This is a genomic window from Pseudomonas sp. GW821-FHT09C08 (genome assembly GCF_059418125.1).
The window spans coordinates 460,106-484,709 of the sequence record NZ_JBWKPG010000003.1; the positions used below are offsets into that span (position 1 = coordinate 460,106).

General features: G+C 63.3%; 22 protein-coding genes. 16 read left to right on the top strand and 6 right to left on the bottom strand.

Annotated elements, in window-relative coordinates; all coding sequences use genetic code 11:
* The first annotated feature begins 67 nt into the window (after window positions 1–67).
* Together AC07OJ_RS13155 and AC07OJ_RS13160 are read left to right on the top strand one after the other, a co-directional pair.
* A complete protein-coding gene (locus tag AC07OJ_RS13155) occupies window positions 68–994 on the top strand; it encodes an SdiA-regulated domain-containing protein (protein ID WP_213551259.1) in 927 nt (308 codons plus the stop codon).
* Window positions 995–1,114: 120 nt separating this feature from the next.
* A complete protein-coding gene (locus AC07OJ_RS13160) occupies window positions 1,115–2,029 on the top strand; it encodes an SdiA-regulated domain-containing protein (protein ID WP_495094629.1) in 915 nt (304 codons plus the stop codon).
* 117 nt (window positions 2,030–2,146) lie between these two features.
* On the opposite strand, the gene rpiA is transcribed toward AC07OJ_RS13160, so the two are convergent.
* A complete protein-coding gene (gene rpiA / locus AC07OJ_RS13165; RefSeq protein ID WP_065902245.1) occupies window positions 2,147–2,818 on the bottom strand; it encodes a ribose-5-phosphate isomerase RpiA in 672 nt (223 codons plus the stop codon).
* A gap of 136 nt (window positions 2,819–2,954) precedes the next feature.
* On the opposite strand from rpiA, the gene ilvA reads away from it, so the two are divergent.
* Both ilvA and AC07OJ_RS13175 read left to right on the top strand, forming a co-directional pair.
* Window positions 2,955–4,469: a threonine ammonia-lyase, biosynthetic gene (ilvA, locus tag AC07OJ_RS13170; protein ID WP_065902242.1), complete on the top strand. Its 1,515-nt coding sequence runs from the start codon at window positions 2,955–2,957 to the stop codon at window positions 4,467–4,469.
* Window positions 4,470–4,510: 41 nt separating this feature from the next.
* The gene (locus AC07OJ_RS13175) at window positions 4,511–4,924 is read left to right on the top strand and encodes a DUF2269 family protein (protein WP_495094630.1); all 414 of its coding nucleotides are present in this window, start codon (window positions 4,511–4,513) and stop codon (window positions 4,922–4,924) included.
* Window positions 4,925–5,099: 175 nt separating this feature from the next.
* On the opposite strand, the gene AC07OJ_RS13180 is transcribed toward AC07OJ_RS13175, so the two are convergent.
* Window positions 5,100–5,756: a histidinol-phosphatase gene (locus AC07OJ_RS13180; protein WP_282397674.1), complete on the bottom strand. Its 657-nt coding sequence runs from the start codon at window positions 5,754–5,756 to the stop codon at window positions 5,100–5,102.
* 143 nt (window positions 5,757–5,899) lie between these two features.
* Here AC07OJ_RS13180 and AC07OJ_RS13185 point away from each other — a divergent pair, with 143 nt between their 5' ends.
* Complete coding sequence (locus AC07OJ_RS13185; protein ID WP_003176750.1) at window positions 5,900–6,379, top strand: RNA pyrophosphohydrolase; 480 nt, start codon at window positions 5,900–5,902, stop codon at window positions 6,377–6,379.
* 22 nt (window positions 6,380–6,401) lie between these two features.
* Complete coding sequence (gene ptsP, locus AC07OJ_RS13190; RefSeq protein ID WP_065902236.1) at window positions 6,402–8,681, top strand: phosphoenolpyruvate--protein phosphotransferase; 2,280 nt, start codon at window positions 6,402–6,404, stop codon at window positions 8,679–8,681.
* 86 nt (window positions 8,682–8,767) lie between these two features.
* On the opposite strand, the gene AC07OJ_RS13195 is transcribed toward ptsP, so the two are convergent.
* Window positions 8,768–9,514 (bottom strand): NRDE family protein, encoded by a 747-nt coding sequence (locus AC07OJ_RS13195; protein ID WP_106802362.1) that lies wholly within the window; start codon window positions 9,512–9,514, stop codon window positions 8,768–8,770.
* A 121-nt stretch (window positions 9,515–9,635) separates the two neighbouring features.
* Between AC07OJ_RS13195 and AC07OJ_RS13200 the strand changes: the two genes are divergently transcribed.
* The 3 genes from AC07OJ_RS13200 (at window position 9,636) to AC07OJ_RS13210 (ending at window position 12,180) form a co-directional block, all read left to right on the top strand.
* Window positions 9,636–10,418 (top strand): sulfite exporter TauE/SafE family protein, encoded by a 783-nt coding sequence (locus tag AC07OJ_RS13200; RefSeq protein ID WP_065902229.1) that lies wholly within the window; start codon window positions 9,636–9,638, stop codon window positions 10,416–10,418.
* A gap of 64 nt (window positions 10,419–10,482) precedes the next feature.
* A complete protein-coding gene (lgt, locus tag AC07OJ_RS13205) occupies window positions 10,483–11,295 on the top strand; it encodes a prolipoprotein diacylglyceryl transferase (RefSeq protein ID WP_065902226.1) in 813 nt (270 codons plus the stop codon).
* 51 nt (window positions 11,296–11,346) lie between these two features.
* On the top strand, window positions 11,347–12,180 hold the full coding sequence (locus AC07OJ_RS13210; RefSeq protein WP_060753507.1) for a thymidylate synthase: 834 nt from the start codon (window positions 11,347–11,349) through the stop codon (window positions 12,178–12,180).
* 111 nt (window positions 12,181–12,291) lie between these two features.
* On the opposite strand, the gene cadR is transcribed toward AC07OJ_RS13210, so the two are convergent.
* Entirely contained in the window at window positions 12,292–12,732 is a 441-nt protein-coding gene (gene cadR / locus AC07OJ_RS13215; RefSeq protein WP_065902224.1) for a Cd(II)/Pb(II)-responsive transcriptional regulator, read from the bottom strand.
* Between the two features lie 84 nt (window positions 12,733–12,816).
* Between cadR and AC07OJ_RS13220 the strand changes: the two genes are divergently transcribed.
* The 7 genes from AC07OJ_RS13220 to AC07OJ_RS13250 all read left to right on the top strand — a co-directional run bounded on the left by AC07OJ_RS13220 (window position 12,817) and on the right by AC07OJ_RS13250 (window position 21,848).
* The gene (locus AC07OJ_RS13220) at window positions 12,817–15,099 is read left to right on the top strand and encodes a heavy metal translocating P-type ATPase (RefSeq protein ID WP_495094631.1); all 2,283 of its coding nucleotides are present in this window, start codon (window positions 12,817–12,819) and stop codon (window positions 15,097–15,099) included.
* Window positions 15,100–15,115: 16 nt separating this feature from the next.
* The gene (locus AC07OJ_RS13225) at window positions 15,116–15,979 is read left to right on the top strand and encodes a LysR family transcriptional regulator (RefSeq protein WP_065902221.1); all 864 of its coding nucleotides are present in this window, start codon (window positions 15,116–15,118) and stop codon (window positions 15,977–15,979) included.
* 249 nt (window positions 15,980–16,228) lie between these two features.
* Window positions 16,229–17,293 carry a putative 2-aminoethylphosphonate ABC transporter ATP-binding protein gene (locus AC07OJ_RS13230; RefSeq protein ID WP_201146077.1) on the top strand — a complete coding sequence of 355 codons (1,065 nt, stop codon included), beginning with the start codon at window positions 16,229–16,231 and terminating at the stop codon, window positions 17,291–17,293.
* Between the two features lies 1 nt (window position 17,294).
* The gene (locus tag AC07OJ_RS13235; RefSeq protein ID WP_495094632.1) at window positions 17,295–19,007 is read left to right on the top strand and encodes a putative 2-aminoethylphosphonate ABC transporter permease subunit; all 1,713 of its coding nucleotides are present in this window, start codon (window positions 17,295–17,297) and stop codon (window positions 19,005–19,007) included.
* A gap of 23 nt (window positions 19,008–19,030) precedes the next feature.
* Window positions 19,031–20,044, top strand: coding sequence for a putative 2-aminoethylphosphonate ABC transporter substrate-binding protein (locus AC07OJ_RS13240; protein ID WP_159960711.1), 1,014 nt, complete (start codon window positions 19,031–19,033; stop codon window positions 20,042–20,044).
* A gap of 125 nt (window positions 20,045–20,169) precedes the next feature.
* The gene (locus AC07OJ_RS13245) at window positions 20,170–21,294 is read left to right on the top strand and encodes a TIGR03364 family FAD-dependent oxidoreductase (protein WP_495094633.1); all 1,125 of its coding nucleotides are present in this window, start codon (window positions 20,170–20,172) and stop codon (window positions 21,292–21,294) included.
* Window positions 21,294–21,848, top strand: coding sequence for a phosphonate degradation HD-domain oxygenase (locus AC07OJ_RS13250; protein ID WP_495094634.1), 555 nt, complete (start codon window positions 21,294–21,296; stop codon window positions 21,846–21,848). The genes AC07OJ_RS13245 and AC07OJ_RS13250 overlap by 1 nt, the downstream gene beginning before the upstream one ends.
* Here the strand turns inward: AC07OJ_RS13250 and AC07OJ_RS13255 are convergent.
* Both AC07OJ_RS13255 and AC07OJ_RS13260 read right to left on the bottom strand, forming a co-directional pair.
* The gene (locus AC07OJ_RS13255; RefSeq protein ID WP_106802370.1) at window positions 21,845–23,212 is read right to left on the bottom strand and encodes a DUF3482 domain-containing protein; all 1,368 of its coding nucleotides are present in this window, start codon (window positions 23,210–23,212) and stop codon (window positions 21,845–21,847) included. The two genes, AC07OJ_RS13250 and AC07OJ_RS13255, sit on opposite strands and share 4 nt — an antisense overlap.
* Window positions 23,205–24,584, bottom strand: a complete 1,380-nt coding sequence (locus AC07OJ_RS13260) for a DUF2868 domain-containing protein (RefSeq protein WP_495094635.1) — start codon at window positions 24,582–24,584, stop codon at window positions 23,205–23,207. Before AC07OJ_RS13260 ends, AC07OJ_RS13255 begins: the two co-directional genes overlap by 8 nt.
* Window positions 24,585–24,604 lie beyond the last annotated feature (20 nt).

Genomic DNA, 24,604 nt, shown 5'->3' on the forward strand with positions numbered 1-24,604 from the left:
GCCTCCAGCGCGCGGGCCCGTTGATCCTGTGCTAATCCCTAAAGCTGAATTTCCGGAAAAGCGTTCAATGGCCGTGCCTCTGCCCTCTGCTACTTCCAAGCCGCGTTCTCGCTTTGCCTTGCGCTGGTATTCCTGGCTTTTCCTGGCAGGGGCGATCGTGTACGGCGTTTCCTGGGCCATGCACTGGGACGATCGCGGCCTGCTGTGGGTGCTGGAACGCTTTGAAACCCCGGCCGAGCGCCAGGAGAGTGTGTGGTTGCCGGATTACCATGCGGTGATCGATGGCAAGTTGTTGCCTGGCATGGAGAAGGACGAAGCTTCGGACGTCTCCTACAACCCACAGACCAAAACCCTGTTTTCCGTGATGGGCAAGAACCCCTTCCTCGCCGAGCTGAGCCTGCAGGGCGATGTGCTGCGCAAGATGCCGCTCAATGGCTGGGACAATCCGGAAGGCGTGACAGTGATGGAAAATGGCCTGCTGGCGGTCGTCGATGAGCGCCAGCACACGCTCACCATCGTCAAGGTCGACGCGACCACCCAGCAATTGAACAAGGCCGATTTCCCGACGTACGACCTCGGCCCGTCCAAAGACCAGAACAAGGCCTTCGAAGGCATCACCTGGGACAAGCGCAACCAGCAGCTGATCCTGGGCGAAGAGCGTCCGCCGGCGTTGTTCACCTGGAAAAGCGATGGCAGCCAGACCCTGACGGGCGATAAGCAAAAGCTGGCGAGTAAAGAGTTGGACATGCGCAACCTCTCGGCCCTGGCTGTCGACCCGCGTACCGGGCACTTGCTGGTGCTCTCGGCCGACTCCCACCTGTTGCTGGAGCTGGATGAAAAGGGCGAGCAAGTCAGCTTCATGACCCTGCTCGGCGGTTTCAACGGGCTGAAGAAAACCATTCCACGGGCGGAGGGGGTGACCATGGACGAGGACGGCACGTTGTACATGGTCAGTGAGCCAAATCTGTTTTATCGTTTCGAAAAACAGAAATAGCAGACAAATTACGTCGGATATTTCTCTATCAGCGGCATTCGCCAGACACCAGGGTGCGTTTAAGTTTAAATTCAGACAGGCGTGATATTCATTCGCCACTTTTGACTTTGAGCTCGCCCGATGCGCCGACTTGCCCGTCCCAAACCTCTATTCTTCGTGCTCGCGCTGATCGCCCTGATCAGTGCCGGGGCCGTTGCGCAGCATTTTCGTCTGTTCGAGCGCGCCTGGTTCAACTGGCAGGCCTGGCGCCAGCCGACCGATGAGCGCTCGATCGGCCTGGCCGATTACCGGGTGGTCCTGGAAGCCCAGGTGATCGACGGGCTCGACGACGACGTCTCGGCCCTCACCTACGATCCGCGGCGCAAAAGCCTGTTTACCGTCACCAATAAAAATGCCGAGCTGATCGAGCTGTCCCTTCAAGGCAAGATTTTGCGGCGTATCCCGCTGGTGGGATTTGGCGATGCCGAGGCGGTGGAGTTCATCAGTGACAACATCTATGTCATCAGCGACGAGCGCCAGCAGCGCCTGATCAAGGTGCATGTGGATGACGACACCAAATTCCTCGACGCCGCCGATGCGGAGCAAATGACCCTGGGCTTGCATGTGGGTGGCAACAAGGGCTTCGAGGGGCTGGCCTACGATTCTGTCGGCAAGCGCCTGTTCGTGGCCAAGGAGCGCGACCCGATGCTGATCTATGAGGTCCACGGCTTCCCGCATTTCAAACCGGAAAAAACCTACTCGGTGCATGTGATCAACAACCCCAAGCGTGACGCCGGGCTGTTTGTGCGCGACTTGTCGAGCCTGCAATACGACGAGCGCAGCGGTCACTTGCTGGCGCTCTCGGATGAGTCCTTCCTGGTGTTGGAGCTGGATATCGACGGTCGCCCGCTGAGCAGCCTGTCGCTGCTCAACGGGCGCCATGGCCTGAAGAAGCGGGTGCCGCAGGCCGAGGGGATCGCCATGGATGACGAGGGCACGTTGTACCTGGTCAGCGAGCCGAACCTGTTTTACGTGTTCAAGAAAACCCATCCCTGAAGTACCGCAGGACCAATGTGGGAGCGGGCTTGCTCGCGAAAGCGGTGGTTCAGTTGAAGAGTCTTTCGCTGACACCTCGCTTTCGCGAGCAAGCCCGCTCCCACATTGAGTAACGCGTCAGGCCTTGAGGGTTTTCACGCCTTCGGGAGTGCCCAGCAGCAGTACATCGGCTGGGCGCGCGGCGAACAGGCCATTGGTGACCACGCCGACGATTGCATTGATCTGCGTCTCCAGCTCCACCGGGTTGGTGATCTGCATGTTGAACACGTCGAGGATAATGTTGCCGTTGTCGGTCAACACGCCTTCGCGGTACACCGGGTCGCCGCCCAGCTTCACCAGCTCGCGGGCCACGTGGCTGCGGGCCATCGGGATCACTTCCACCGGCAGCGGGAACGCGCCGAGTACCGGCACCAGCTTGCTGGCGTCGGCGATGCAGATGAAGGTCTTGGCCACGGCCGCGACGATCTTCTCGCGGGTCAGGGCCGCACCGCCGCCCTTGATCAGGTTCAGGTGCGCGTCGCTTTCATCGGCGCCGTCGACGTAGAACTCCAGGTCGCTCACGGTGTTGAGCTCGTACACCGGAATGCCATGGCCCTTGAGGCGAGCGGCGGTGGCTTCGGAGCTGGCCACGGCGCCATCGAACGCGCCCTTGTGCTGGGCCAGTGCATCGATGAAGCAGTTGGCAGTGGAACCGGTGCCGACACCGACGATGCTCTTGTCGTCGAGTTTGGGAAGGATTAAATCGACGGCGGCCTGGGCCACTGCCTGTTTGAGTTGATCCTGGGTCATGCGGGCTCCGGAACGGGCGGGGAGTAAAAGAGGGGCGCGAGTATACCCCAACAAACCTTGGGATTCGTGTGGTCTCCCGGCCAAACGCTGGGTTAGACTCCTTGGCCCTGCCCAACCCGCCCAGTGATGCCTGCCGATGCTTGAACAGTACGTCAAAAAGATCCTCACCTCGCGCGTCTACGACGTTGCCGTAGAAACCCCGCTGCAGACCGCCCGCCAGCTTTCCGAGCGCCTTGGCAACAAGGTCTGGCTCAAGCGCGAAGACCTGCAGCCGGTGTTCTCGTTCAAGATTCGCGGCGCCTACAACAAGCTGACCCAACTGACGGCCGAGGAGCGCGCGCGTGGCGTGGTCACCGCGTCGGCGGGCAACCATGCCCAGGGCCTGGCCCTGGCGGCCAAGGTGCTGGGGGTCAAGGCGACTATCGTGATGCCCAAGACCACTCCGGAAATCAAGGTCGAAGGCGTGCGCTCGCGGGGCGGCAAAGTGGTGCTGCACGGTGATTCCTTTCCGGAAGCCCTGGCCTACTCGCTGAAACTGGTCGACGAAAAAGGCTACGTCTACATCCACCCCTACGATGATCCGCACACCATTGCCGGGCAGGGCACCGTGGCGATGGAAATCCTGCGCCAGCACCCAGGGCCGCTGGACGCGATTTTCGTGCCGGTGGGCGGCGGCGGGCTGATCGCCGGCATCGCGGCGTACGTGAAATACCTGCGCCCGGAAATCAAGATCATCGGCGTCGAGCCGGACGACTCCAACTGCCTGCAGGCCGCCATGGCCGCAGGTGAGCGCGTGGTCTTGCCGACTGTGGGCATCTTTGCCGACGGCGTGGCGGTGGCGCAGATCGGCCAGCACACCTTCGACATCTGCAAAGACTACGTAGATGAAGTCATCACCGTCAGCACGGATGAAATCTGCGCGGCGATCAAGGATATCTACGACGACACCCGTTCCATCACCGAGCCGGCGGGCGCGCTGGGCGTGGCGGGGATCAAGAAGTACGTGGAGACCCGTGGCGTCACCGGGCAGACCCTGGTGGCCATCGACTCCGGCGCCAATGTCAACTTCGACCGCCTGCGCCATGTGGCCGAGCGCGCCGAGCTGGGTGAGGGTCGCGAAGCCATCATCGCCGTGACCATTCCCGAGAAGCCGGGCAGCTTCAAGGCGTTCTGCGAGGCCGTGGGCAAGCGCCAGATCACTGAATTCAACTACCGCTACCACTCCGGCAGCGAGGCGCACATCTTCGTTGGCGTGCAGACGCATCCGGAAAATGACCCGCGCAGCGCGCTGATCGCCAGTCTTACCAGCAAAGGCTTCCCGGTGCTCGACCTGACCGAGAACGAACTGGCCAAGTTGCACATTCGCCACATGGTCGGCGGGCATGCGGCCCAGGTCAGTGATGAAGTGGTGCTGCGCTTTGAATTCCCGGAGCGTCCGGGGGCCTTGTTCAACTTTCTTAACAAATTGGGCGGGCGCTGGAACATCTCGATGTTCCACTATCGCAACCACGGCGCAGCAGACGGCCGTGTGGTCGCTGGCCTGCAGGTTCCGGCGGACGAGCGTCACCTGGTGCCGGCAGCGCTTGAAGCGATCGGCTACCCGTACTGGGATGAAAGTGATAACCCGGCCTACAAACTGTTCCTCGGTTGAGCGACTACGCTGATGGGGGCGGCCTTTAAGGAAGACGAGACATGGAAACCCTGACCACCCTGAAAGTTATCCACATCACCGCCACGGTCCTGCTGCTGCTCAGCGGTCTCGGCCTGGCGCTGCTGGCCTGGCGCAAACGCAGCGCCGGCCCGGCGGTGACCGTGCAGCGCCCGTGGGCGTTCGTATGGCTGTTGATGGGGATTTGCCTGCTGAGCATGCCATTCACCGGCTGGTGGCTGGTGCACCTGATCGGCTGGCCACTGGGGCAGACCTGGATCCTGGGCTCCAGCATCCTCTATACCGTGGCGGCGCTGGCCTGGTTCTGGTTGGTGGCACGGCTCAGTCGCCTGCGCAAAGGCGAGGGCGGCAGTTTGAATTTCACCCTGGTGCTGGCGGTGGTCAGCCTGGTGGGGTTCGTGGCGATTGCGGGGTTGATGGGGGCCAAGCCGGTCTAGGGCTTCAGGCGGTTACTCTGACAAGTAGGCCTTTTTGTGGTGAGCGGGCTTGCCCCGCGTTGGGCTGCGAAGCAGCCCCGATGCAGGCACAGCCGTTTTCCTGATCAAACCGGGTTGCCAGTTCAGGGCCGCTTCGCAGCCCAACGCGGGTGCAAGCCCGCTCACCACAGGGGTATCAGTTGCGCAGGGTGATGACTGGCCAGCCGCGCTTCTCGGCTTCAGCGCGCAGATTCGGATCCGGATCCACTGCCACCGGATGCGTCACCTGCTCCAGCAGCGGCAGGTCATTCATCGAGTCGCTATAGAAGTAGCTGTCTTGCAGGGTGTACCCGGTTTCTTCCAGCCAGCGATTCAGGCGCGTCACCTTGCCTTCGCGAAAGCACGGTACATCGGTGCTGCGCCCGGTGTAGCGGCCGTTTTCCATCTCGCATTCGGTGGCGATCAGGGTTTCCACGCCCAGGCGTGCGGCAATCGGCGCAGTGACGAAGCGGTTGGTGGCGGTAATGATCACCAGCTTGTCACCGGCGGCGCGGTGCTTGGCCAGCAGCTCTACGGCCAGCGGCAGGATGATCGGCTCGATGCAGTCGCGCATATAGTCGTTGTGCCATTCCTGCAGCTGGGCCATCTCGGTACGGCCGAGGATTTCCAGGCAGAAGTTCAGGTAGGCGGCGTTGTCCAGCTTGCCGGCCAGGTAATCTTGGTAGAACTCGTCGTTGCGGGCCTTGTAGGCCACCGGGTCGAGAATCCCGCGCTCGCACAGGTAATCGCCCCAGGCGTGGTCGCTGTCACCGCCGAGAAGGGTGTTGTCCAAGTCGAATAAAGCCAGGCGCATTGCAGTTACTCGCTGAAAAGTCTGTAAAAAGGCGTCCAGAATACGGTCTTTTCACAAGAGTGCACATAAGGTAAGAAGCCTCGTTGCCGCTTCAGCAACCTTTGTGGAACAATGCGGCGACATGCGTTTGCGAGGTTGTTGCCGTGATCGACCCCGATGGTTTCCGTCCTAATGTCGGGATTATTCTTACGAATGATGCCGGACAGGTGCTATGGGCTCGCCGAATCAACCAAGATGCCTGGCAGTTTCCTCAAGGCGGAATCAACCCCGATGAAACCCCTGAAGACGCCTTGTACCGTGAGTTGAATGAAGAAGTCGGCCTTGAGCGCGAAGATGTGCAAATTCTGGCCTGTACCCGTGGCTGGTTGCGCTATCGTTTGCCGCAACGCCTGGTGCGTACCCACAGCCAACCGCTGTGCATCGGCCAGAAGCAGAAATGGTTTCTCCTGCGCCTGATCTCCAACGAGCAGCGGGTGCGGATGGATTTGACCGGTAAACCGGAGTTCGATGGCTGGCGCTGGGTCAGCTATTGGTACCCGTTGGGCCAGGTGGTGACATTCAAGCGCGAGGTTTATCGTCGCGCTCTCAAAGAGCTTGCCCCGCGCCTTTTAGCGCGCGACTGACGACGGAGTTCGACCCCGAGCCATGCTCAATACGCTGCGCAAGATCGTCCAGGAAGTTAACTCCGCCAAGGATCTCAAGGCGGCGTTGGGGATTATTGTGTTGCGCGTCAAGGAAGCCATGGGCAGCCAGGTCTGCTCGGTTTACCTGCTGGACCCCGAGACCAACCGTTTTGTGCTGATGGCCACCGAGGGCTTGAACAAGCGCTCCATCGGCAAGGTCAGCATGGCGCCCAATGAAGGTCTGGTGGGCCTGGTGGGGACGCGTGAAGAACCCCTGAACCTTGAAAACGCCGCCGATCACCCGCGTTATCGCTACTTTGCCGAAACCGGCGAAGAGCGCTACGCCTCGTTCCTCGGCGCACCGATCATTCACCACCGCCGCGTTGTCGGCGTGTTGGTCATCCAGCAAAAAGAACGCCGCCAGTTCGACGAAGGTGAAGAAGCCTTCCTCGTGACCATGAGCGCGCAGCTCGCCGGGGTTATTGCCCACGCCGAGGCCACCGGCTCGATTCGCGGCCTGGGGCGCCAGGGCAAGGGCATCCAGGAAGCCAAGTTCGTCGGCGTGCCGGGTTCGCCGGGTGCGGCGGTCGGTACCGCCGTGGTCATGCTGCCGCCGGCCGATCTGGATGTGGTGCCGGACAAGACCGTCGATGACATCGACGCTGAAATCAAACTGTTCAAGACTGCCCTGGAAGGCGTGCGCGCCGACATGCGCAACCTGTCGACCAAGCTGGCCACGCAGTTGCGCCCTGAAGAACGCGCGCTGTTCGACGTGTACCAGATGATGCTCGACGACGCGTCCCTGGGTAACGAAGTCAAGACCGTGATCAAGACCGGCCAGTGGGCCCAGGGCGCGCTGCGCCAGGTGGTCACCGATCACGTCAACCGTTTCGAATTGATGGACGACGCCTACCTGCGCGAACGGGCCTCGGATGTGCGTGACCTCGGTCGCCGTCTGCTGGCCTACCTGCAGGAAGACCGCACCACCAACCTGGTCTACCCCGACAACACCATCCTGATCAGTGAAGAACTGACCGCGACCATGCTCGGCGAAGTGCCGGAAGGCAAGTTGGTGGGCCTGGTCTCGGTACTGGGTTCGGGTAACTCCCACGTCGCGATTCTGGCCCGGGCCATGGGCATTCCGACGGTGATGGGCCTGGTGGACCTGCCGTATTCCAAGGTCGACGGCATCGACATGATCGTCGATGGCCATCGCGGTGAAGTCTTCACCAACCCCAGCGAAGTGCTGCGCAAGCAATACGCCGAGGTGGTCGAGGAAGAGAAACAACTGGCGCTAGGCCTCGACTCGTTGCGCGAGTTGCCGTGCGTGACCCTCGATGGCCATCGCGTGCCGCTGCTGGTCAACACCGGCCTGCTCGCCGATGTGGCCCGTGCGCAGCAGCGCGGTGCTGAAGGGGTGGGGCTGTACCGCACCGAAGTGCCGTTCATGATCAACCAGCGTTTCCCGAGTGAGAAGGAGCAGCTGGCGATTTATCGCGAGCAACTGTCCGCCTTCCACCCGTTACCGGTGACGATGCGCAGCCTGGACATCGGCGGCGACAAGTCACTGTCGTATTTCCCGATCAAGGAAGACAACCCCTTCCTCGGCTGGCGCGGTATCCGCGTCACCCTCGACCATCCTGAAATCTTCCTGGTGCAGACCCGCGCCATGCTCAAGGCCAGCGAGGGCCTGAACAACCTGCGCATTCTGCTGCCGATGATCTCCGGCACCCATGAGCTGGAAGAGGCCCTGCACCTGATCCACCGTGCCTGGGGTGAAGTGCGCGACGAAGGCGCCGACGTGCCGATGCCGCCGATTGGCGTGATGATCGAGATTCCGGCAGCGGTGTACCAGGCCAAGGAGCTGGCGCGCCAGGTGGACTTCCTGTCGGTGGGCTCCAATGACCTGACCCAATACCTGCTGGCCGTGGACCGCAACAACCCACGGGTGGCCGACCTCTACGACTACCTGCACCCGGCGGTGCTGCAAGCCCTGCAGCACGTGGTGCGCGACGCTCATGCCGAAGGCAAGCCGGTGAGTATCTGCGGTGAAATGGCCGGTGACCCGGCGGCGGCGGTGCTGTTGATGGCGATGGGCTTTGACAGCCTGTCGATGAACGCCACCAACCTGCCGAAGGTGAAGTGGATGCTGCGCCAGGTCGAACTGAGCATGGCCAAGGACCTGCTGGCGGAGTTGATGACCATCGACAACCCGCAAGTTATCCACAGCTCGCTGCAGTTGGCGCTGAAGAACCTGGGGCTGACGCGGATGATCAACCCGGCTTCGGCCAAGACCCTCTAGACATCGCTGGCAAGCCAGCTCCTACCGTTGGAATGCATTCCCCTGTAGGAGCCGGCTTGCCGGCGATGGCGCCAATCCAGGCGCCGTCAAATACTCAGTTCCACCTCGCCCAACCGACCCCCGTGCGGCCCGAAACTGCGCTCCACCATCCGCCGCGTGCCGTCGGCATTCACAATCAACGCCGTACTCGCCCTTGTCCCGTAGCTGGGACTCGCAATAAACACGCTCGACAACAGGCTCTCGGTCGCCAGTCCCACGCCGGTATCCGGCAAGTCGGCAAATGGTGCGGTCTGCGGGTCGCTCAAGATCGCCAGCAAGGCCTCCGGCTGCGGATCGTCCAGCAGCTCGCTCAGTGCTGCCTTGGCCTTGAGCAACTTGGGCCACGGCGTGTCCAGCCCTGCGTTGGATAATCCATAAATCCCAGCCTTCAACTGCGTCGGCTCGGTGTGGTTGGCGTTGTAATGCCATAACGCATCCCGCGTGCCCACCAGCAGGTTGAAGCCGGCATATTCAATCGAACGTCCGTTAACGTCGGCGAGATATTGGTCAATCGGCAGCGATCCGCTGAGAAAACGTGAGACCAGTTCACCGCGTGACTTGCGTGCCGGCGGCTGATGCGGGTCGCGGATATTGGTCAGGGCGGCAAACCGCCCATCGGCATTGACCCCCAGCCAGGTGCCACCCGCTTCCTGGTCGCGGCCGGCGTAGATAGCTGGCGCATCCGGCCACTGGGCCAGCGGCAGGCTGGGGCGGGCGTAGAACTCATCGCGGTTGGCCGCGACGATCAGCGGTTGGGCGTGGCCCGGCCGCCAGGCGAAAACAATCAGGCACATCAGGCGATTCCCTTTTGTGTTTTTAGCCACTCTACCCATACAGGCAGCGGCGTTCCATCGTATCCAGTTGGGTCGCATGCCTTCCATCCGTTAACATGCCGGACTTGGTTTGGGGGCTCCCATGGAATTTCTCCTGTATTTGCTACTCGGCGCCTGTGCGGGCGTGCTCGCCGGGCTGTTTGGCGTGGGCGGCGGGATCATCATCGTGCCGGTGCTGGTGTTCAGCTTCACCTTGCAGGGCTTCGACCCGCAGGTGCTGACTCACCTGGCCGTGGGCACGTCCCTGGCGACGATTATCTTCACCTCGGTAAATGCCGTGCGTGAGCACCACCGGCGTGGCGCGGTGCGTTGGCCGATCTTCCTGTGGATGACCTTGGGCATCCTGATCGGCGCCGGTTTTGGTGCGCTGACCGCCGAGGCGATTTCCGGCCCGCATCTGCAGAAGATCATTGGGGTGTTTGCCCTGCTGGTCGCCGTGCAACTGGCCCTGGAGGTCAAGCCCAAGGCCAGCCGCACGGTGCCGGGCAAGGTCGGCCTGACCGTAGCCGGCTCGGTGATCGGCTGGGCCTCGGCGATTTTCGGGATTGGCGGCGGCTCGCTGACCGTGCCGTTCTTGACCTGGCGCAGCGTGCCGATGCAGCAGGCGGTGGCCACTTCATCGGCCTGTGGCCTGCCGATTGCCGTGGCCAGTGCATTAAGTTTCATGATTCTGGGCTGGCATGACCCGCTGTTGCCCGCTCATAGTCTAGGGTTCGTGTATTTGCCGGCGCTGCTGGGCATCGCCCTGACCAGCATGGTGTTCGCCCGCTTCGGCGCACGCCTGGCACATCGGTTGTCGCCGCGTTTGCTCAAGCGGCTGTTCGCCGGATTGTTGTTTTGCGTCGGTTTAAACTTTTTGTTGTAACGCAGGCTTAATCGCGCACGGGCATGGTCCGGTCGCACTATCGAATGATTAACGAGGAGTCGCAATGCTGCCTTACCCGCAGATCGACCCGGTGGCCCTGGCCATCGGTCCGCTGAAAATCCACTGGTACGGGTTGATGTACCTGATCGGCATCGGCGGGGCCTGGCTGCTGGCCTCCCGCCGCCTGAACCGTTTCGACCCGACCTGGACCAAGGAGAAGCTCTCCGACATGGTGTTCTGGCTGTCGATGGGCGTCATCGTCGGCGGGCGACTGGGGTATGTGCTGTTCTACGATCTGTCGGCGTACATCGCCAACCCGACGCTGATCTTTGAAGTGTGGAAGGGCGGCATGGCGTTCCACGGTGGGTTCATCGGTGTGATGATCGCCGCCTGGTGGTTCGGCCGTCGTAATGGCAAGTCGTTCTTCCAACTGATGGACTTCGTCGCGCCGATGGTGCCGATCGGCCTGGGCGCCGGGCGGATTGGCAACTTCATCAATGCCGAGCTGTGGGGCAAGCCGACCGACGTGCCGTGGGCCATGGTGTTCCCACCGTTCAGCGACCCGGCGCAACTGCCGCGCCATCCGTCGCAGCTGTACCAGTTCGCCCTGGAAGGTGTCGCACTGTTCCTCATTCTGTACATCTTCTCGCGCAAGCCACGCCCAACCATGGCCGTGTCGGGGATGTTCGCGCTGTTCTATGGGATCTTCCGTTTCATCGTCGAGTTCGTGCGCGTGCCGGATGCGCAGCTGGGCTACCTGGCGTGGGGCTGGGTGACCATGGGCCAGATCCTCAGCCTGCCGATGATCCTCGGCGGCCTGGGCCTGTTGTGGTGGGCCTACAACCGTCCACAGCCGATCAAGAACACCGCGCTTTAAATTCGAACGCCGAGGCCAGGAGGTCTCGGCTTCAACGATACGGGAAAACACATGAAGCAATATCTCGAACTACTGAACGACGTCGTGACCAATGGCCTGACCAAGGGCGATCGCACCGGCACCGGCACCAAGGCCGTGTTCGCCCGTCAGTATCGGCATAACTTGGCCGACGGCTTCCCGCTGCTGACCACCAAGAAGCTTCACTTCAAAAGCATCGCCAACGAATTGATCTGGATGTTGAGCGGCAACACCAACATCAAGTGGCTGAACGAAAACGGCGTGCGTATCTGGGACGAATGGGCCACCGAAGACGGCGACCTGGGCCCGGTGTACGGCGAGCAGTGGACCGCCTGGCCGACCAAGGACGGCGGTAAGATCAACCAGATCGACTACATGGTCCACACGCTCAAGACCAACCCCAACAGCCGCCGCATCCTGTTCCACGGCTGGAACGTCGAGTACCTGCCCGACGAAACCAAGAGCCCGCAGGAAAACGCGCGCAACGGCAAGCAAGCCCTGCCGCCGTGCCACTTGCTGTACCAGGCGTTCGTGCATGACGGTCATCTGTCGATGCAGCTGTATATCCGCAGCTCCGACGTGTTCCTCGGCCTGCCGTACAACACTGCCGCACTGGCGCTGCTGACCCATATGCTGGCCCAGCAGTGCGACCTGATCCCACACGAGATCATCGTCACCACCGGCGATACCCACGCCTACAGCAACCACATGGAGCAGATCCGCACCCAGCTGGCGCGCACGCCGAAGAAGCTGCCGGAGCTGGTGATCAAGCGTAAGCCTGCGTCGATCTACGACTATAAGTTCGAGGACTTCGAGATCGTGGGCTACGACGCTGATCCGAGCATCAAGGCTGACGTCGCCATCTGATCAATGTGGGAGGGGGCTTGCTCCCGAAAGCGGTGTGTCAGTCGCCGGAAATATGACTGATCCACCGCCTTCGCGAGCAAGCCCGCTCCCACATTTGTTGTGTGTACACATTCAATGCCCGTGGCTTCGGCCCACGTGTGAAGGCTCGGCCTCGCTGGCCAGCACGCTTCCGCTGACCTCCAGCCGCTGCAATATCCCGCATTCTGGCCCGCCGCCACAGCGCTGGCGCAGGTCCAGCAGTTGTTCCTGCAGCGCCAGCAGCCCGTCGATCCGCGCTTTCACGTGGTGGATATGCTCGTCGATCAACGCATTCACGCTTTCGCACTGGTCCTGTGGGCTGTCGCGCAGCCCCAGCAGGCTGCGGATTTCCTCGAGGGTCATGTCGAGGCTGCGGCAGTTGCGGATAAAGACCAGCCGCTCGCTGTGTGCCTGGGTGTACACGCGGTAGTTGGCCTCGGTGCGCGCCGGCGGCGGCAGCAGGCCTTCCTTCTCGTAATAACGGATGGTTTCCACCGGGCAGTCGGTCAGTTTGGCCAGTTCGCCGATTTTCATCGCAGCAATCTCCAAATGGGTGCTTGACCCTATAGTGGCTACAGGGTCTTTACTTGGCAACAGGCACCTTACGGACGCGACCTGATGAGCGATTCCCTGCACACCCCGCACAAGCACGACCACAAGCATGACCATGACCATGACCATGACCATGACCACGATCATGGCCCGAAGAAACTCACCCCCGTGCATGACCACGGCCACGGCGGTTCCTGCTGCTCCGGCGCGCCCGCTCCTGCGCTGGTGCAACTGAGCGAGGCACCGACTGCCGGTTCGCGCCTGAGTACCTTCCGCATCGAAGCCATGGACTGCCCCACCGAGCAGACGCTGATCCAGAACAAACTGGGCAAGCTCGCCGGCGTGCAGCAGCTGGAATTCAACCTCATCAACCGGATCCTTGGCGTCACCCACGATCTGCCGAGCACCACGCCGATCATCGACGCCATCAAATCCATCGGCATGCAGGCCGACCCCATCGAAGAAGGCGCCCCGGCCGCCGCGCCGCCCGCCAAGAAACATTGGTGGCCGCTGGCGGTGTCCGGCGTTGGCGCGCTGGCCGCCGAAGTGCTGCACTTCACCCATGCCGCGCCGACCTGGGTGATTGCCGTAGTGGCGCTGGTCTCGATCCTCAGCGGCGGCCTGACCACCTATAAAAAGGGCTGGATTGCCCTGAAAAACCTCAACTTGAACATCAACGCCTTGATGAGCATCGCGGTGACCGGTGCGGTGTTGATTGGCCAGTGGCCAGAAGCGGCGATGGTGATGTTCCTGTTTACCGTGGCCGAGTTGATCGAAGCCAAGTCCCTGGACCGTGCGCGCAACGCCATCAGTGGCTTGATGCAAATGACTCCGGAACAGGCCACCGTGCAACAGGCCGATGGCAGCTGGCTGGAACTAGAGGTTAAAAGTATCGATCTTGGCGCGATCGTGCGGGTAAAGCCCGGCGAGCGCATCGGCCTCGACGGTGAAGTCACCGCTGGCCAATCCACCATCGACCAGGCGCCGATCACCGGTGAAAGCCTGCCGATTGAAAAGACCGTGGGCGACAAAGTGTTCGCCGGCACCATCAACCAGGCCGGTTCGCTGGAGTACAAAGTCACCGCAGCGGCCAATCAATCCACACTGGCGCGGATCATCCACGCGGTGGAACAAGCCCAGGGCGCACGCGCGCCGACCCAGCGGTTTGTCGACAGCTTCTCGAAGGTCTACACCCCGGCGGTATTCCTGTTTGCCCTGGGCGTGGCGCTGATCCCGCCGCTGTTCATGGCCGGCGCCTGGTTCGACTGGATCTACCGCGCCCTGGTGCTGCTGGTCGTGGCGTGCCCCTGTGCGCTGGTGATCTCCACCCCGGTGACTATCGTCAGCGGTCTGGCGGCAGCGGCGCGCAAAGGTATCCTGATCAAGGGCGGCGTGTACCTGGAGGGCGGTTACAAACTTGACTACCTGGCCCTCGACAAGACCGGCACGATCACCCACGGCAAGCCGGTGCAAACCGATTACCTGGCGCTGTTCCCTAACGTCGAGGACAGTGCCCCGGCGCTTGCTGCCAGTTTGGCCGGGCGTTCCGACCACCCGGTGTCGCTGGCAATTGCCAACGCGGCGGTGGATAAAAACCTGCCGAGCCACCCTGTGGACAACTTCGAGGCCCTGGCCGGCCGTGGGGTGCGCGGCGATATCAATGGCCAGACCTACCACTTGGGCAACCACCGCCTGGTCGAAGATCTGGGGCTGTGCTCGCCGGAGCTGGAAGAGAAACTTTTCGCCCTGGAAAAACAAGGCAAGTCCGTGGTGCTGCTGCTCGACAAATCCGGCCCGCTGGCGCTGTTCGCCGTGGCCGACACGGTCAAGGACAGTAGCCGTGAAGCCATCCAGCAACTGCACGCGCTGGGCATCAAGACCCTGATGCTTACCGGCGACAACACCCACACCGCCCAGGCCATCGCGGCCCAGGTCGGCATCGATCAGGCCCAGGGCGACCTGCTGCCCACCGACAAGCTGCAAGCCATCGAAAGCCTGTATGGCCAGGGTCATCGGGTCGGCATGGTCGGTGATGGCATCAACGACGCCCCGGCCCTGGCGCGCGCCGAGATCGGTTTTGCCATGGCCGCAGCGGGCACGGACACCGCCATCGAGACCGCCGACGTGGCGTTGATGGACGATGATTTGCGCAAGATTCCGGCTTTCATTCGGCTCTCCCGGCAAACGTCGAGTATCCTCAGGCAGAACATCACCCTGGCGCTGGTGATCAAGGCGATCTTCCTGGTGGTCACCTTCCTGGGGCTGGCCACCATGTGGATGGCGGTGTTCGCCGACATGGGCGTGGCCCTGCTGGTGGTGTTCAATGGCCTGCGCCTGTTGCGCAAATAGACGATGAGAGGGTGGTGTGCTGAGTGCCGAGTTGAAGGCGTTTTTCATGGTCGCCCGCCTGGGCAGCATTACCCAGGCGGCGAAAAAACTCGGCCTGAGCCAGCCCACGGTCACTACCCAGATTCGTAACCTGGAAAGCCAGTACGGCGTCGAGCTGTTCTACCGCGGCGGGCGCCGCCTCACTGTCAGCGACGAGGGCGCGCGCTTGCTGCCGATGGTCAAGGCGTTGTTGCAGCAGGAAGCCGACATCGAGTTTTTCCTGCGCAACAGCGGCCAGGTCCAGGGCGCGCTGAGGATTGCCGCCACCGCGCCGTACTACATTCTCGACCTGGTCAAAGCCTTTCGCGAACGCCTGCCTCAGGTGGAGGTGTCAGTGGAAATCGGCAACTCCCAGCAAGTGCTCGAAGCGCTCGACGATTACCGCGTCGATGTCGCCGCGTCCTCGCAACTGCTGGAAGACCCGCGCCTGATCCGCCGCGTACTGGGCACCGACCCGCTGGTGCTGGCGGTGCATCGCAACCATCCGCTGGCCAAGCTGGATCATGTGCCGCTGACGGCGTTGGCCGGGCACACCTTGTTGATGCGCGAAGCGGGCTCGACCACGCGGCGGCTGACCGAAGAGATGCTGCAAGGCGCGGGCGTGAGCTACGGGCCATTGCTGGAAATCGGTAGCCGGGAGTCGATCCGCGAGGCGGTGCTGCGCAATATTGGTATCAGCATCATTGCCCGCCAGGAAGTGCCCCATGACCCGCAGCTGCGGGTGCTGACTATCGAGAATGCGCCGCAGATCCCGGAGTATTTGTACTGCCTCAAGGAAAGAAAATCGGCTCGCCTGCCGGCGGCGTTCCTGGGGTTGGCGCAGGAAATGTCGCCGCTCTGAGTTTTTGGGTGGGGTTGACGGGCCTCTCCGCGGGCAAGCCCGCTCCCACGCTTGACCGAGTTCCAGCATGAGAATGCGGTCCAAATGTGGGAGCGGGTTTGCCCGCGAAAGCGCTACACCCGGCGACGCATCCCTATGAGGCCTACCCAAATCCACCAATACCACTATCACTCCCTTTTGCCTTTCTGCCACACGAGGGACGCATTGGCTGCCTAGCATGGCCTTCATCCGTTTGATGAGGTGCCTTGCATGAACACAGCCCTGACCCAACCCGGCGCACCGATGAAGGTGCGCGGTATCCAGAAACGCTTCGGCGCCTTTACCGCGCTGGACAACGTGTCCCTGGACGTCGCCGCCGGCGAGCTGGTGTGCCTGCTGGGCCCGTCCGGCTGCGGCAAGACGACCTTGCTGCGCTGCATCGCCGGCCTGGAACGCCAGGACAGCGGCGAACTTTACCTGGGCAGCCGCGACGTTTCCCTGCTGCCACCCCAGGCGCGGGACTACGGCATTCTGTTCCAGTCCTACGCGTTGTTCCCCAACCTGACCGTCGAAGCGAATATTGGCTACGGCCTCACCGGCAGCGGTCGCGATGAAGTGCGCAAGCGCGTCGGCCAGATGCTCGAATTGGTCGGCCTGGTCGGCAGTGAAAAAAAGTACCCCGGCCAACTCTCCGGCGGTCAACAGCAACGCGTCGCCCTGGCCCGTGCGCTGGCGCCCGCACCGTCGTTGCTGCTGCTGGACGAGCCGATGTCGGCCCTCGACGCCCGTGTGCGCGAGCATTTGTGCACCGAGTTGCGTCAGCTGCAGCGGCGCCTGGGCATCACCACGCTGATGGTTACCCACAATCAGGACGAAGCCATGCTGATGGCCGACCGCATCGCCGTGATGAACAACGGCAAGGTCGAGCAGTACGCCACGCCGCAGGAAATCTACGACCGCCCGGCCACGCCGTTTGTGGCGGAGTTTGTCGGCCAGGGCAACTGGCTGCCCTTCAGCCGCAACAGTGCCAGCCATGCCCAGGTGGGCGGGATGAACATGCGCCTGGCCGATGATGCCGGCGTGGCCCGCTCCGGCCGTTTGTTCTGCCGCCCGGAAGCGATCAGCGTGAATCCGCCGGTGCATGAAGAAAACCTGTTCCCGGCCAAAGTGCGCGAGATCACCTTCCTCGGCAATCGCTGCCGCATGAGCTTTGAGCTGGAGCAACTGCCCGGTCATCCGCTGCTCGCCGAACTCGCCCCGGAAGCCATGCCGCGCCTGGGCGCCCAGGACATCTGGGTGGCGTTGCCGCCCCGCAGCCTGCAGGTGTTTGCCTGAGATGGCGGCCGTGATGACTCTGCCCACCGCGCGACAGGTGTCCCACGCCGAATGGGGCGACCGCATTTTCGTGGTCGGCGGCAAACTGGTGTGGCTGTTACTGCTGGGCATCGCCGTGTTGCTGCCGTTGCTGGCGATCTTCTGGCGCGGCTTCAGCAGCGAGGCCGGGCAGGGCGGTGGCCTGGTCGCGGCGCGGGAATTGGTCACCAGCGATAATTTCCACTGGCTGCTGGGCAATAGCCTGAAGGTGTCCCTCAGCGTGGCGGCCATTGTCGTACCGCTGGCCTACCTGTTTGCCTACGCGCTGCAACGCACCTTGATTCCCGGCAAGGCGATTTGGCGTGGCCTGTCGTTGCTGCCGTTGATGGCGCCGTCGATGCTGCCGGGCATTGCGCTGGTCTATCTGTTCGGCAACCAGGGCATGCTGCGCGGGATGCTCTCGGACAATATCTACGGCTTCTGGGGCATTGTGCTCGGTGAGGTGATCTACACCTTCCCACACGCCTTGATGATCCTGCTGTCAGCGCTTTCCCTGGCGGACGCGCGACTGTTCGATGCAGCCTCAAGCATGGGCGCCAGCCCGGCACGAGCGTTTCGCAGTATCACCTGGCCGGCCACGCGCCAGGCGGTGTTCGCCGCGTTCTGCCTGGTGTTCACCCTGACCATCACCGACTTCGGCGTGCCCGTGGTGGTCGGCGGCGATTACCAGGTGCTGGCGCTGGAGGCCTATAAGGCGGTGGTCGGCCAGCAGCAATTCGGTCGCGGTGCATTGATCGGCATGGTGTTACTGCTGCCGGCGCTGTTCAGCTTTGGCGTGGATGCCTGGTTGCGCCGTCGTCATGGCGATTCCATGAGCGGCCGCGCCCAGGTCTTCCGGCCGGCGCCGTCGCGCACCAGAGACGGCTGCTACCTGGCCATCGTGCTGCTGATCTGCGCGGTGTTGCTGCTGGTGTTCGGCATGGCGGTGTATTCGTCGCTGGTGAAGTTCTGGCCGTACAACCTGTCGTTGTCGCTCAACCACTACCAGTTCGAAGACACGGCCGGCGGCGGCTGGCTGGCCTATCGCAATAGCCTGACGATGGCCCTGTGCACCGCGTTGATCGGCAGCGTGCTGATTTTCACCGGCGCCTACCTGATGGAAAAGACCAAGGGCCAGAAAGGCCTGAACCTGGCGCTGCGCATGCTCAGCTTTGTGCCGATGGCCGTGCCGGGGCTGGTGCTGGGCCTGGGCTACGTGTTCTTTTTCAATCTCAACGGCAACCCGTTGCATGTGTTCTACGGGACCATGACGTTGCTGGTGGTGTGCACCATTGCTCACTATTTGACCACTGCACAGATGACCGCCACCACCGCGCTGCGCCAGCTCGACGCCGAGTTCGAAGCGGCCGCGCTGTCGCTCAAGGCGCCGCTGTACCGCCACTACCTGCGCGTGACGGTGCCGATCTGCCTGCCGGCGCTGCTGGACATCGTGCGTTACCTGTTTGTGTCGGCGATGACCACCGTGTCGGCCGCGATCTTCCTCTACAGCCCCGACACCATCCTCGCCGCCGTCGCCGTGTTGAACATGGACGACGCCGGCAACGTGGGCGGCGCCGCTGCCATGTCGACCCTGATCCTGTTCACCTCGGCCGGCGTCTCGCTGCTGCTGGCGTGGGCTTCACGTGGCGCGCTGCGCCGCTCCCAAGCCTGGCGCCAAAGCGCGCCGGGCCAATAAAACATCCCTGAAGGAGGTGCTCCATGTTCAAGCCCCTGGCGCTGGTCGCTGCCGTACTCACTGCATTCAGCCTGAATGCCTTCGCCAAGACCGAGCTGACCGTGTACACGGCCCTCGAAGCCGAGCAGTTGAAGACCTATAAGCAGGCGTTCGAAAAGGCCAACCCCGACGTCGAAATCAAATGGGTGCGCGACTCCACCGGCATCATCACGGCCAAGCTGCTGGCCGAGAAAGATCGCCCGCAAGCCGACGTAGTGTGGGGCCTGGCGGCCTCCAGCCTGGCGATCCTCGACCAGCAGGGCATGCTGGACAACTACGCGCCGAAGGACCTCGACAAGATCGGCAAGAATTACCGCGACGCTGCCAACCCGCCCGCCTGGGTCGGCATGGACGTGTGGGCCGCGACCATCTGCTTCAACACCGTCGAGGCCGAGAAGCAGGGGCTGACCAAGCCGGTGAGCTGGCAGGACCTGACCAAGCCCGAGTACAAGGGCAAGATCGTCATGCCTAACCCGGCGTCGTCCGGTACCGGCTTCCTGGATGTGAGCGCCTGGCTGCAGACCTTCGGCGAGAAGCAGGGCTGGCAGTACATGGACGACCTGCACCAGAACATTGGCCAGTACGTTCACTCCGGTTCCAAGCCGTGCAAGCTGGCGGCCTCGGGCGAGTTCCCGATCGGCATTTCCTTCGAATACCCGGCCGTGCAGTTGAAGCGCCAGGGCGCGCCGCTGGACATCATCCTGCCGAAAGAAGGCCTGGGCTGGGACATTGAAGCCACGGCGGTGATCAAGGGCACTGCCCACGCCGACGCGGCTAAAAAGCTCGCCGACTTCTCCGCCAGTGCAGCGGCGATGGACCTGTACAAGGACAACTTCGCGGTGCTCGCCCAGCCGGGTATTGCCAAGCCGCAGACCGAGTTGCCGGCCGACTACGAGCAGCGCCTGATCAAGAACGACTTCGCCTGGGCGTCGAAAAACCGCGACAGCATCCTGACCGAATGGCGCAAGCGCTATGACGGCAAATCGGAAAAACAATAACCCCTGAGCATTCCCACGCTCTGCGTGGGAATGCGGCTCTGGACGCTCTGCGTCCGCTTTTGCAGTCGTGACGCAGTGCGTCACAGGATGCATTCCCACGCGGAGCGCGGGAACGAGAGGTCTTCATGACACAACTGCTGATCATTGGCGCCGGCATCCTCGGCCTGTCCCACGCCTACGCCGCGGCCAAGCGCGGCCTCAAGGTCAAGGTCTTCGAGCGCAGCGCCACGCCGCTGGGCGCCTCGGTGCGCAACTTCGGCCAGGCACTGGTCACCGGCCAACCGCCGGGGCCGATGCTTGACCTGGCCCGGGAAAGCCGCGCTATCTGGGGGCACTGGGCTGAGCGGGCAGGTCTGCAGCTCAAGCGCAACGGCTCGTACCTGTTCGCCCGCACCGAAGCGGAGGAGCATCTGCTGGAAGCCTTTTGCGCTGGCCGCGCTGCAGAGCACGGCTACAACGTCGAACTGCTGCAAGGCGCCGCTATGAAGGATCTGTACGGCGGCCAGTTCCGTCATCACCGTGCCGCGCTGCATGGCAAGGACGATCAGCAGCTGTATTCGCGTGAAGCGATCCCGGCGCTGATCAGCTACCTGGCGCAAGAGCTGAACGTGGAGTTCTATTTCTCCACGCTGGTGCGCGACGTCGAGCCGGGCCAAGTGCACACCACGGCGGGCAGTTTTCGCGGCGAGCAGATCATCGTGTGCTCCGGCCACGATTATCAAACCTTGCTGGCCGAGCAGATTGCCGGCCTCAACCCGCAGATCTGCAGGCTGCAGATGCTGCGCGCGCGCCCGGCGGTCAACCTGAACCTTCAACACGCGCTGCTCACTGGCCTTAGTTGCGTGCACTACGGTGCCTTCGCGGACCTGCCGGAAGCCGCGCCGGTGCAGGCCCAGATCCTGCGCGAAACGCCGCACCTGCACGAACACGGCATTCATTTGCTGATCAGTCCGACGCCGCATGGCGAGCTGATCATCGGTGACTCCCACCACTACGGCAGCGACGCCTCGCCGTTCAATGCCGAGCAGGTGGATGACTGGATGATCGAGTTGGCAGAGCAGACGCTGGGGTGCAAGATCCAGGTGGTCGAGCGCTGGCAGGGCGTCTACGGTGCTCGTGGGCCGGGGCCGTTTTCCTTCCTGCGCGCGGCGCCGGGCGTGAGTGCGGCGTTGATGCACACCGGCGTGGGCATGAGCGTGGGGCCGGCGCTGGCCGAGCGAAATATCACCACACTGTGGGGAGATGCGTGATGAACCCGGAACAGGCGATAGCCGACGTCTTCGGCTTGTACGAACAGCACGGCACGGCGGATTACATTGGCGAGCCGGTGTCGCAGATCGAGCACATGTCCCAGGCGGCGCAGTTGGCCATGGCCGAAGGCTTTGACGATGAAGTGGTACTGGCAGCGTTCTTCCACGATATCGGCCACCTGTGCGGCCAGGGCGCCGAGAACATGGGCGGGTATGGCGTGGTCAGTCACGAGCGGCTGGGGGCGGATTACCTGCGCCGCGCGGGCTTCAGCGAACGCATGGCCCGGTTGGTGGAGTACCACGTGCAGGCCAAGCGTTACCTGACCTTCAGCCAGCCGGACTACTACGCGCGATTGAGCGAAGCCAGCCGGCGCACCCTGGGTTACCAGGGCGGGGTCATGACAGCCGAGGAGGCCCGGGCCTTCGAGCAGGATCCGCTGTGCCAGGTCAGCCTGCGCCTGCGCCACTGGGACGAGCAGGCCAAGGAAATGCACGTGCCGGTGCTCGACCTCGACGTGCTCAAGGCCAAGGCTCGGCAGGTGCTGGCGGCTTAAGTCTCGTCGAGACGCTGGGCCAGGGCCTCGATCTGTTCCTGGCGCTCGGCCTGGCTGAGTTTGGCGTGCGGGTTGAGGGATGACCATTGTGGATGGGCGCGAGCCTTGTGCAGCGCATCCGGCAACTTGCCTTCGCGCCAGGTCTTGTCCTGGGGCGTATCGACCTTGATGCTGTGCATCGCCGCATGGCCGCGCAGGTTCAGGGCCTTGAGCAATTGGCGTTGGCGCAGGGCAAGCAGGCGCAGCACGCTGTCGTCGACGGTCAGCTCGCGCTGGCCCTTGATCTTGCCCAGCAGGCGGCTGCCATAGCTGCGCGCGGTCTGCAGCGCGCCGCCGGCGATGGCACCCGCGATGGCGGCGGCGCCGAGGGTCAGGCCGCCGACCAGCAGGTCCACGCCGGCACCCGCGGCCGCGCCTGCCGCAATCCCGCCGCCGACGCGCACGCCGAGCTGCTTGAGGGTTTCCGGGTTGAACAGGTCATCGCCCCAGCGGCCGTCCAGCAGCGGCAAATCACTGGCGGCGGCGTCCTGTGGGCGAAAGCCGAACAGCTTGAGCAGCGCCTCGACGCACTTTTGCTCACGCTGGCGTACGGCCTTGCGCAATTCCACGATGGCCTGCTGTTCGTCTTCGGTGACCACGCTGCGTCGACACGCGGCACAGTCGATCAACAGCTCGGCAATCAATCGCGCGGCGCTTTGCTGGCGGGCCTGGCGTTGGGCTTGCTGGTCAAGAATCAACCGCTCCAGTTGCGGACGGGCGTTTTCCAATAGCAGGGCGAGGCTTTCATACAGGCGGCGCTCGCCGTCTTCCGGCGGCGCGACGCTGTCGAACCGTACCAGCGCATGCAGGCCGAGGCGCGCCAGGGCTTCACGCCAGTCCGGCTCGCGGTGGTCACTGCTGCTGACGAAGTTGAGTACCGGCAGCAACGGCTTGCCGCAGCTGGCCAGCACTTGCAGCTCGTCGCGGTACTTGGCCAACACCGGCTCGCGGGCGTCGATCACATACAGGCCGGCGTCCGAGGCCAGCAGTTGGCGCAGCACCTTGGCCTCCTGTTCAAAGCGCTGGCGGGCTTCGCTGCCCTCCAGGAAGCGCGCCAGGCGCGCCGGGCCGTCCAGGCGTTCGCCGGGTCGATCCAGACGCTCCAGGTAGTCGAGCAGGGCAATGGCATCTTCCAGGCCGGGCGTGTCGTACAGCTCCAGCAAGGCTTCGCCGTCCACCGACAAGCGCGCACCCTCCACATGCCGCGTGGTGCTGGGGCGATGGGAGACTTCGCCGAAGCCGACATCCCGGGTGAGGGTGCGCAGCAAGGAGGTCTTGCCGACATTGGTGTGGCCGACCACGGCGAGTTTCAGCGGTTTAGTCATGACCGGTCTCCAGCCAGTTCAGCGGCGCGCAGTCGGCGAAGGGCAGCTCGAGTTGGTGCAGCGCGGCATGCCAATCTCCCAGGCGCTCTGCGTCCAGCGCCTGGCCAGGCGGGGCCTGCAGCAACCACACCCGGGTGGCGGTGGCGCTGCGCGCAAGTTCGGCGATCAGCGCCAGGCTGCCACGGTCGGGCGAGCGGCGTGGATCGCAGGCGATGGCCAGGCGAGCCGGCGGGAAGCGGCTGAGCTGCTCCAGCAGTTTGTTGCGCGATTCGCGGCTGTCGAGGATGCCGGCGTTCTTCACGCTGACCGGCAGTTTCGGCGGCCAGGGGTGCTGGTCATCCAGCTCGATGGCCACCAGCAACGCGCCGTCGCTTTCCAGTTCACTGACGCCGCCGGTGGCGTGATGCAATTGTTCGGGTGCAGCGTCGTTGACGCCAAGCCGTTCACTGCTCGGCATCAGGCGTTCGCGCAGTTGGCTGTAGCCGGGCAGGTTGAGGTCCAGGCGCAGCGCGGCGCGCCCGCGTTTCCAGCGCCACAGGCACAGCAGGGCGAGGATCAGCCGGGGCAGCAGGCCGTAGACCAGCAGCACGCCCACCAGCCAGGCGGCCCAGGCCTGGCGAGCGCTTTCGATATTCAGCGCGGCATCGCCGCTGGCGCGGATCATCTCGATGCTCGGCACATTGAAGCCGAGCAGGGCGGGCAGGGTGCCGAGGGCCTGGGTCACGGCAACAAAGGTGTCGGCACCGAGGATGGTGGTTTCCCACACAAAGCCGTAGCGGCGGGTGGCGAGTAGCGTAAGAAGAATCACCAGGGCACTGAGCAACGCCAGCAGCCACAGGCTGTTGACCAGCACACCCACGGCCCAGCGATTGAGCTTTTGCCGTTGCAGCAACAGCAGCAATGCCGGCGCCAGTTGGGCGGCCTTGGCATCACGCGCGAGTTTTTCGCTGAGCCATAACCACAGTCGGCCGAGGCTGGCGCTGTGTTCGCCGGCAAACAGCAGGCCCAGCGCCCAGCTCAGCAGCAGGATCAGGTTCAAGCCGAGCAGGCTGCCGAGCGCCCAGAACACATTCACCGGGGTCAGGCCGTTGCCCAGTGCAGCAAAGGCCAGCCCGGCGCCGCTGATCACGGCGACGATGGCCAGCAGCACCAGCGCCAGGCGCGCGCCTTGCAGCCAGCGGGTGAGGGCGGCCGTGAGCCCATCGCGCTCGGCCAGGTGCAAGGCACGCTGCTGGATGCGTGTCGGCAGGTCGCCACCGGCGGTGCGGGCCAGGCGGTTAGCTTCCAGGTCTTCCAGGGGGCCGGCGTGTTCTTCACGCAGGCGCACGGTTTCTGTCAGCCAGAGTTTTTGCAGGGGGTTCAGTGCAGTCACGCGCCGTCCTGTTGAGCAAG

Coding starts and splice junctions, on each gene's coding strand:
- cadR (WP_065902224.1), bottom strand. CDS start 12,732: ATGAAAATCGGCGAACTGGCCAAACTGACCGACTGCCCGGTGGAAACC.
- AC07OJ_RS13250 (WP_495094634.1), top strand. CDS start 21,294: ATGAACCCGGAACAGGCGATAGCCGACGTCTTCGGCTTGTACGAACAG.
- AC07OJ_RS13175 (WP_495094630.1), top strand. CDS start 4,511: ATGGAAACCCTGACCACCCTGAAAGTTATCCACATCACCGCCACGGTC.
- rpiA (WP_065902245.1), bottom strand. CDS start 2,818: ATGACCCAGGATCAACTCAAACAGGCAGTGGCCCAGGCCGCCGTCGAT.
- AC07OJ_RS13220 (WP_495094631.1), top strand. CDS start 12,817: ATGAGCGATTCCCTGCACACCCCGCACAAGCACGACCACAAGCATGAC.
- AC07OJ_RS13230 (WP_201146077.1), top strand. CDS start 16,229: ATGAACACAGCCCTGACCCAACCCGGCGCACCGATGAAGGTGCGCGGT.
- AC07OJ_RS13210 (WP_060753507.1), top strand. CDS start 11,347: ATGAAGCAATATCTCGAACTACTGAACGACGTCGTGACCAATGGCCTG.
- lgt (WP_065902226.1), top strand. CDS start 10,483: ATGCTGCCTTACCCGCAGATCGACCCGGTGGCCCTGGCCATCGGTCCG.
- AC07OJ_RS13240 (WP_159960711.1), top strand. CDS start 19,031: ATGTTCAAGCCCCTGGCGCTGGTCGCTGCCGTACTCACTGCATTCAGC.
- ptsP (WP_065902236.1), top strand. CDS start 6,402: ATGCTCAATACGCTGCGCAAGATCGTCCAGGAAGTTAACTCCGCCAAG.
- AC07OJ_RS13160 (WP_495094629.1), top strand. CDS start 1,115: ATGCGCCGACTTGCCCGTCCCAAACCTCTATTCTTCGTGCTCGCGCTG.
- AC07OJ_RS13245 (WP_495094633.1), top strand. CDS start 20,170: ATGACACAACTGCTGATCATTGGCGCCGGCATCCTCGGCCTGTCCCAC.
- AC07OJ_RS13155 (WP_213551259.1), top strand. CDS start 68: ATGGCCGTGCCTCTGCCCTCTGCTACTTCCAAGCCGCGTTCTCGCTTT.
- AC07OJ_RS13235 (WP_495094632.1), top strand. CDS start 17,295: ATGGCGGCCGTGATGACTCTGCCCACCGCGCGACAGGTGTCCCACGCC.
- AC07OJ_RS13200 (WP_065902229.1), top strand. CDS start 9,636: ATGGAATTTCTCCTGTATTTGCTACTCGGCGCCTGTGCGGGCGTGCTC.
- AC07OJ_RS13180 (WP_282397674.1), bottom strand. CDS start 5,756: ATGCGCCTGGCTTTATTCGACTTGGACAACACCCTTCTCGGCGGTGAC.
- ilvA (WP_065902242.1), top strand. CDS start 2,955: ATGCTTGAACAGTACGTCAAAAAGATCCTCACCTCGCGCGTCTACGAC.
- AC07OJ_RS13195 (WP_106802362.1), bottom strand. CDS start 9,514: ATGTGCCTGATTGTTTTCGCCTGGCGGCCGGGCCACGCCCAACCGCTG.
- AC07OJ_RS13255 (WP_106802370.1), bottom strand. CDS start 23,212: ATGACTAAACCGCTGAAACTCGCCGTGGTCGGCCACACCAATGTCGGC.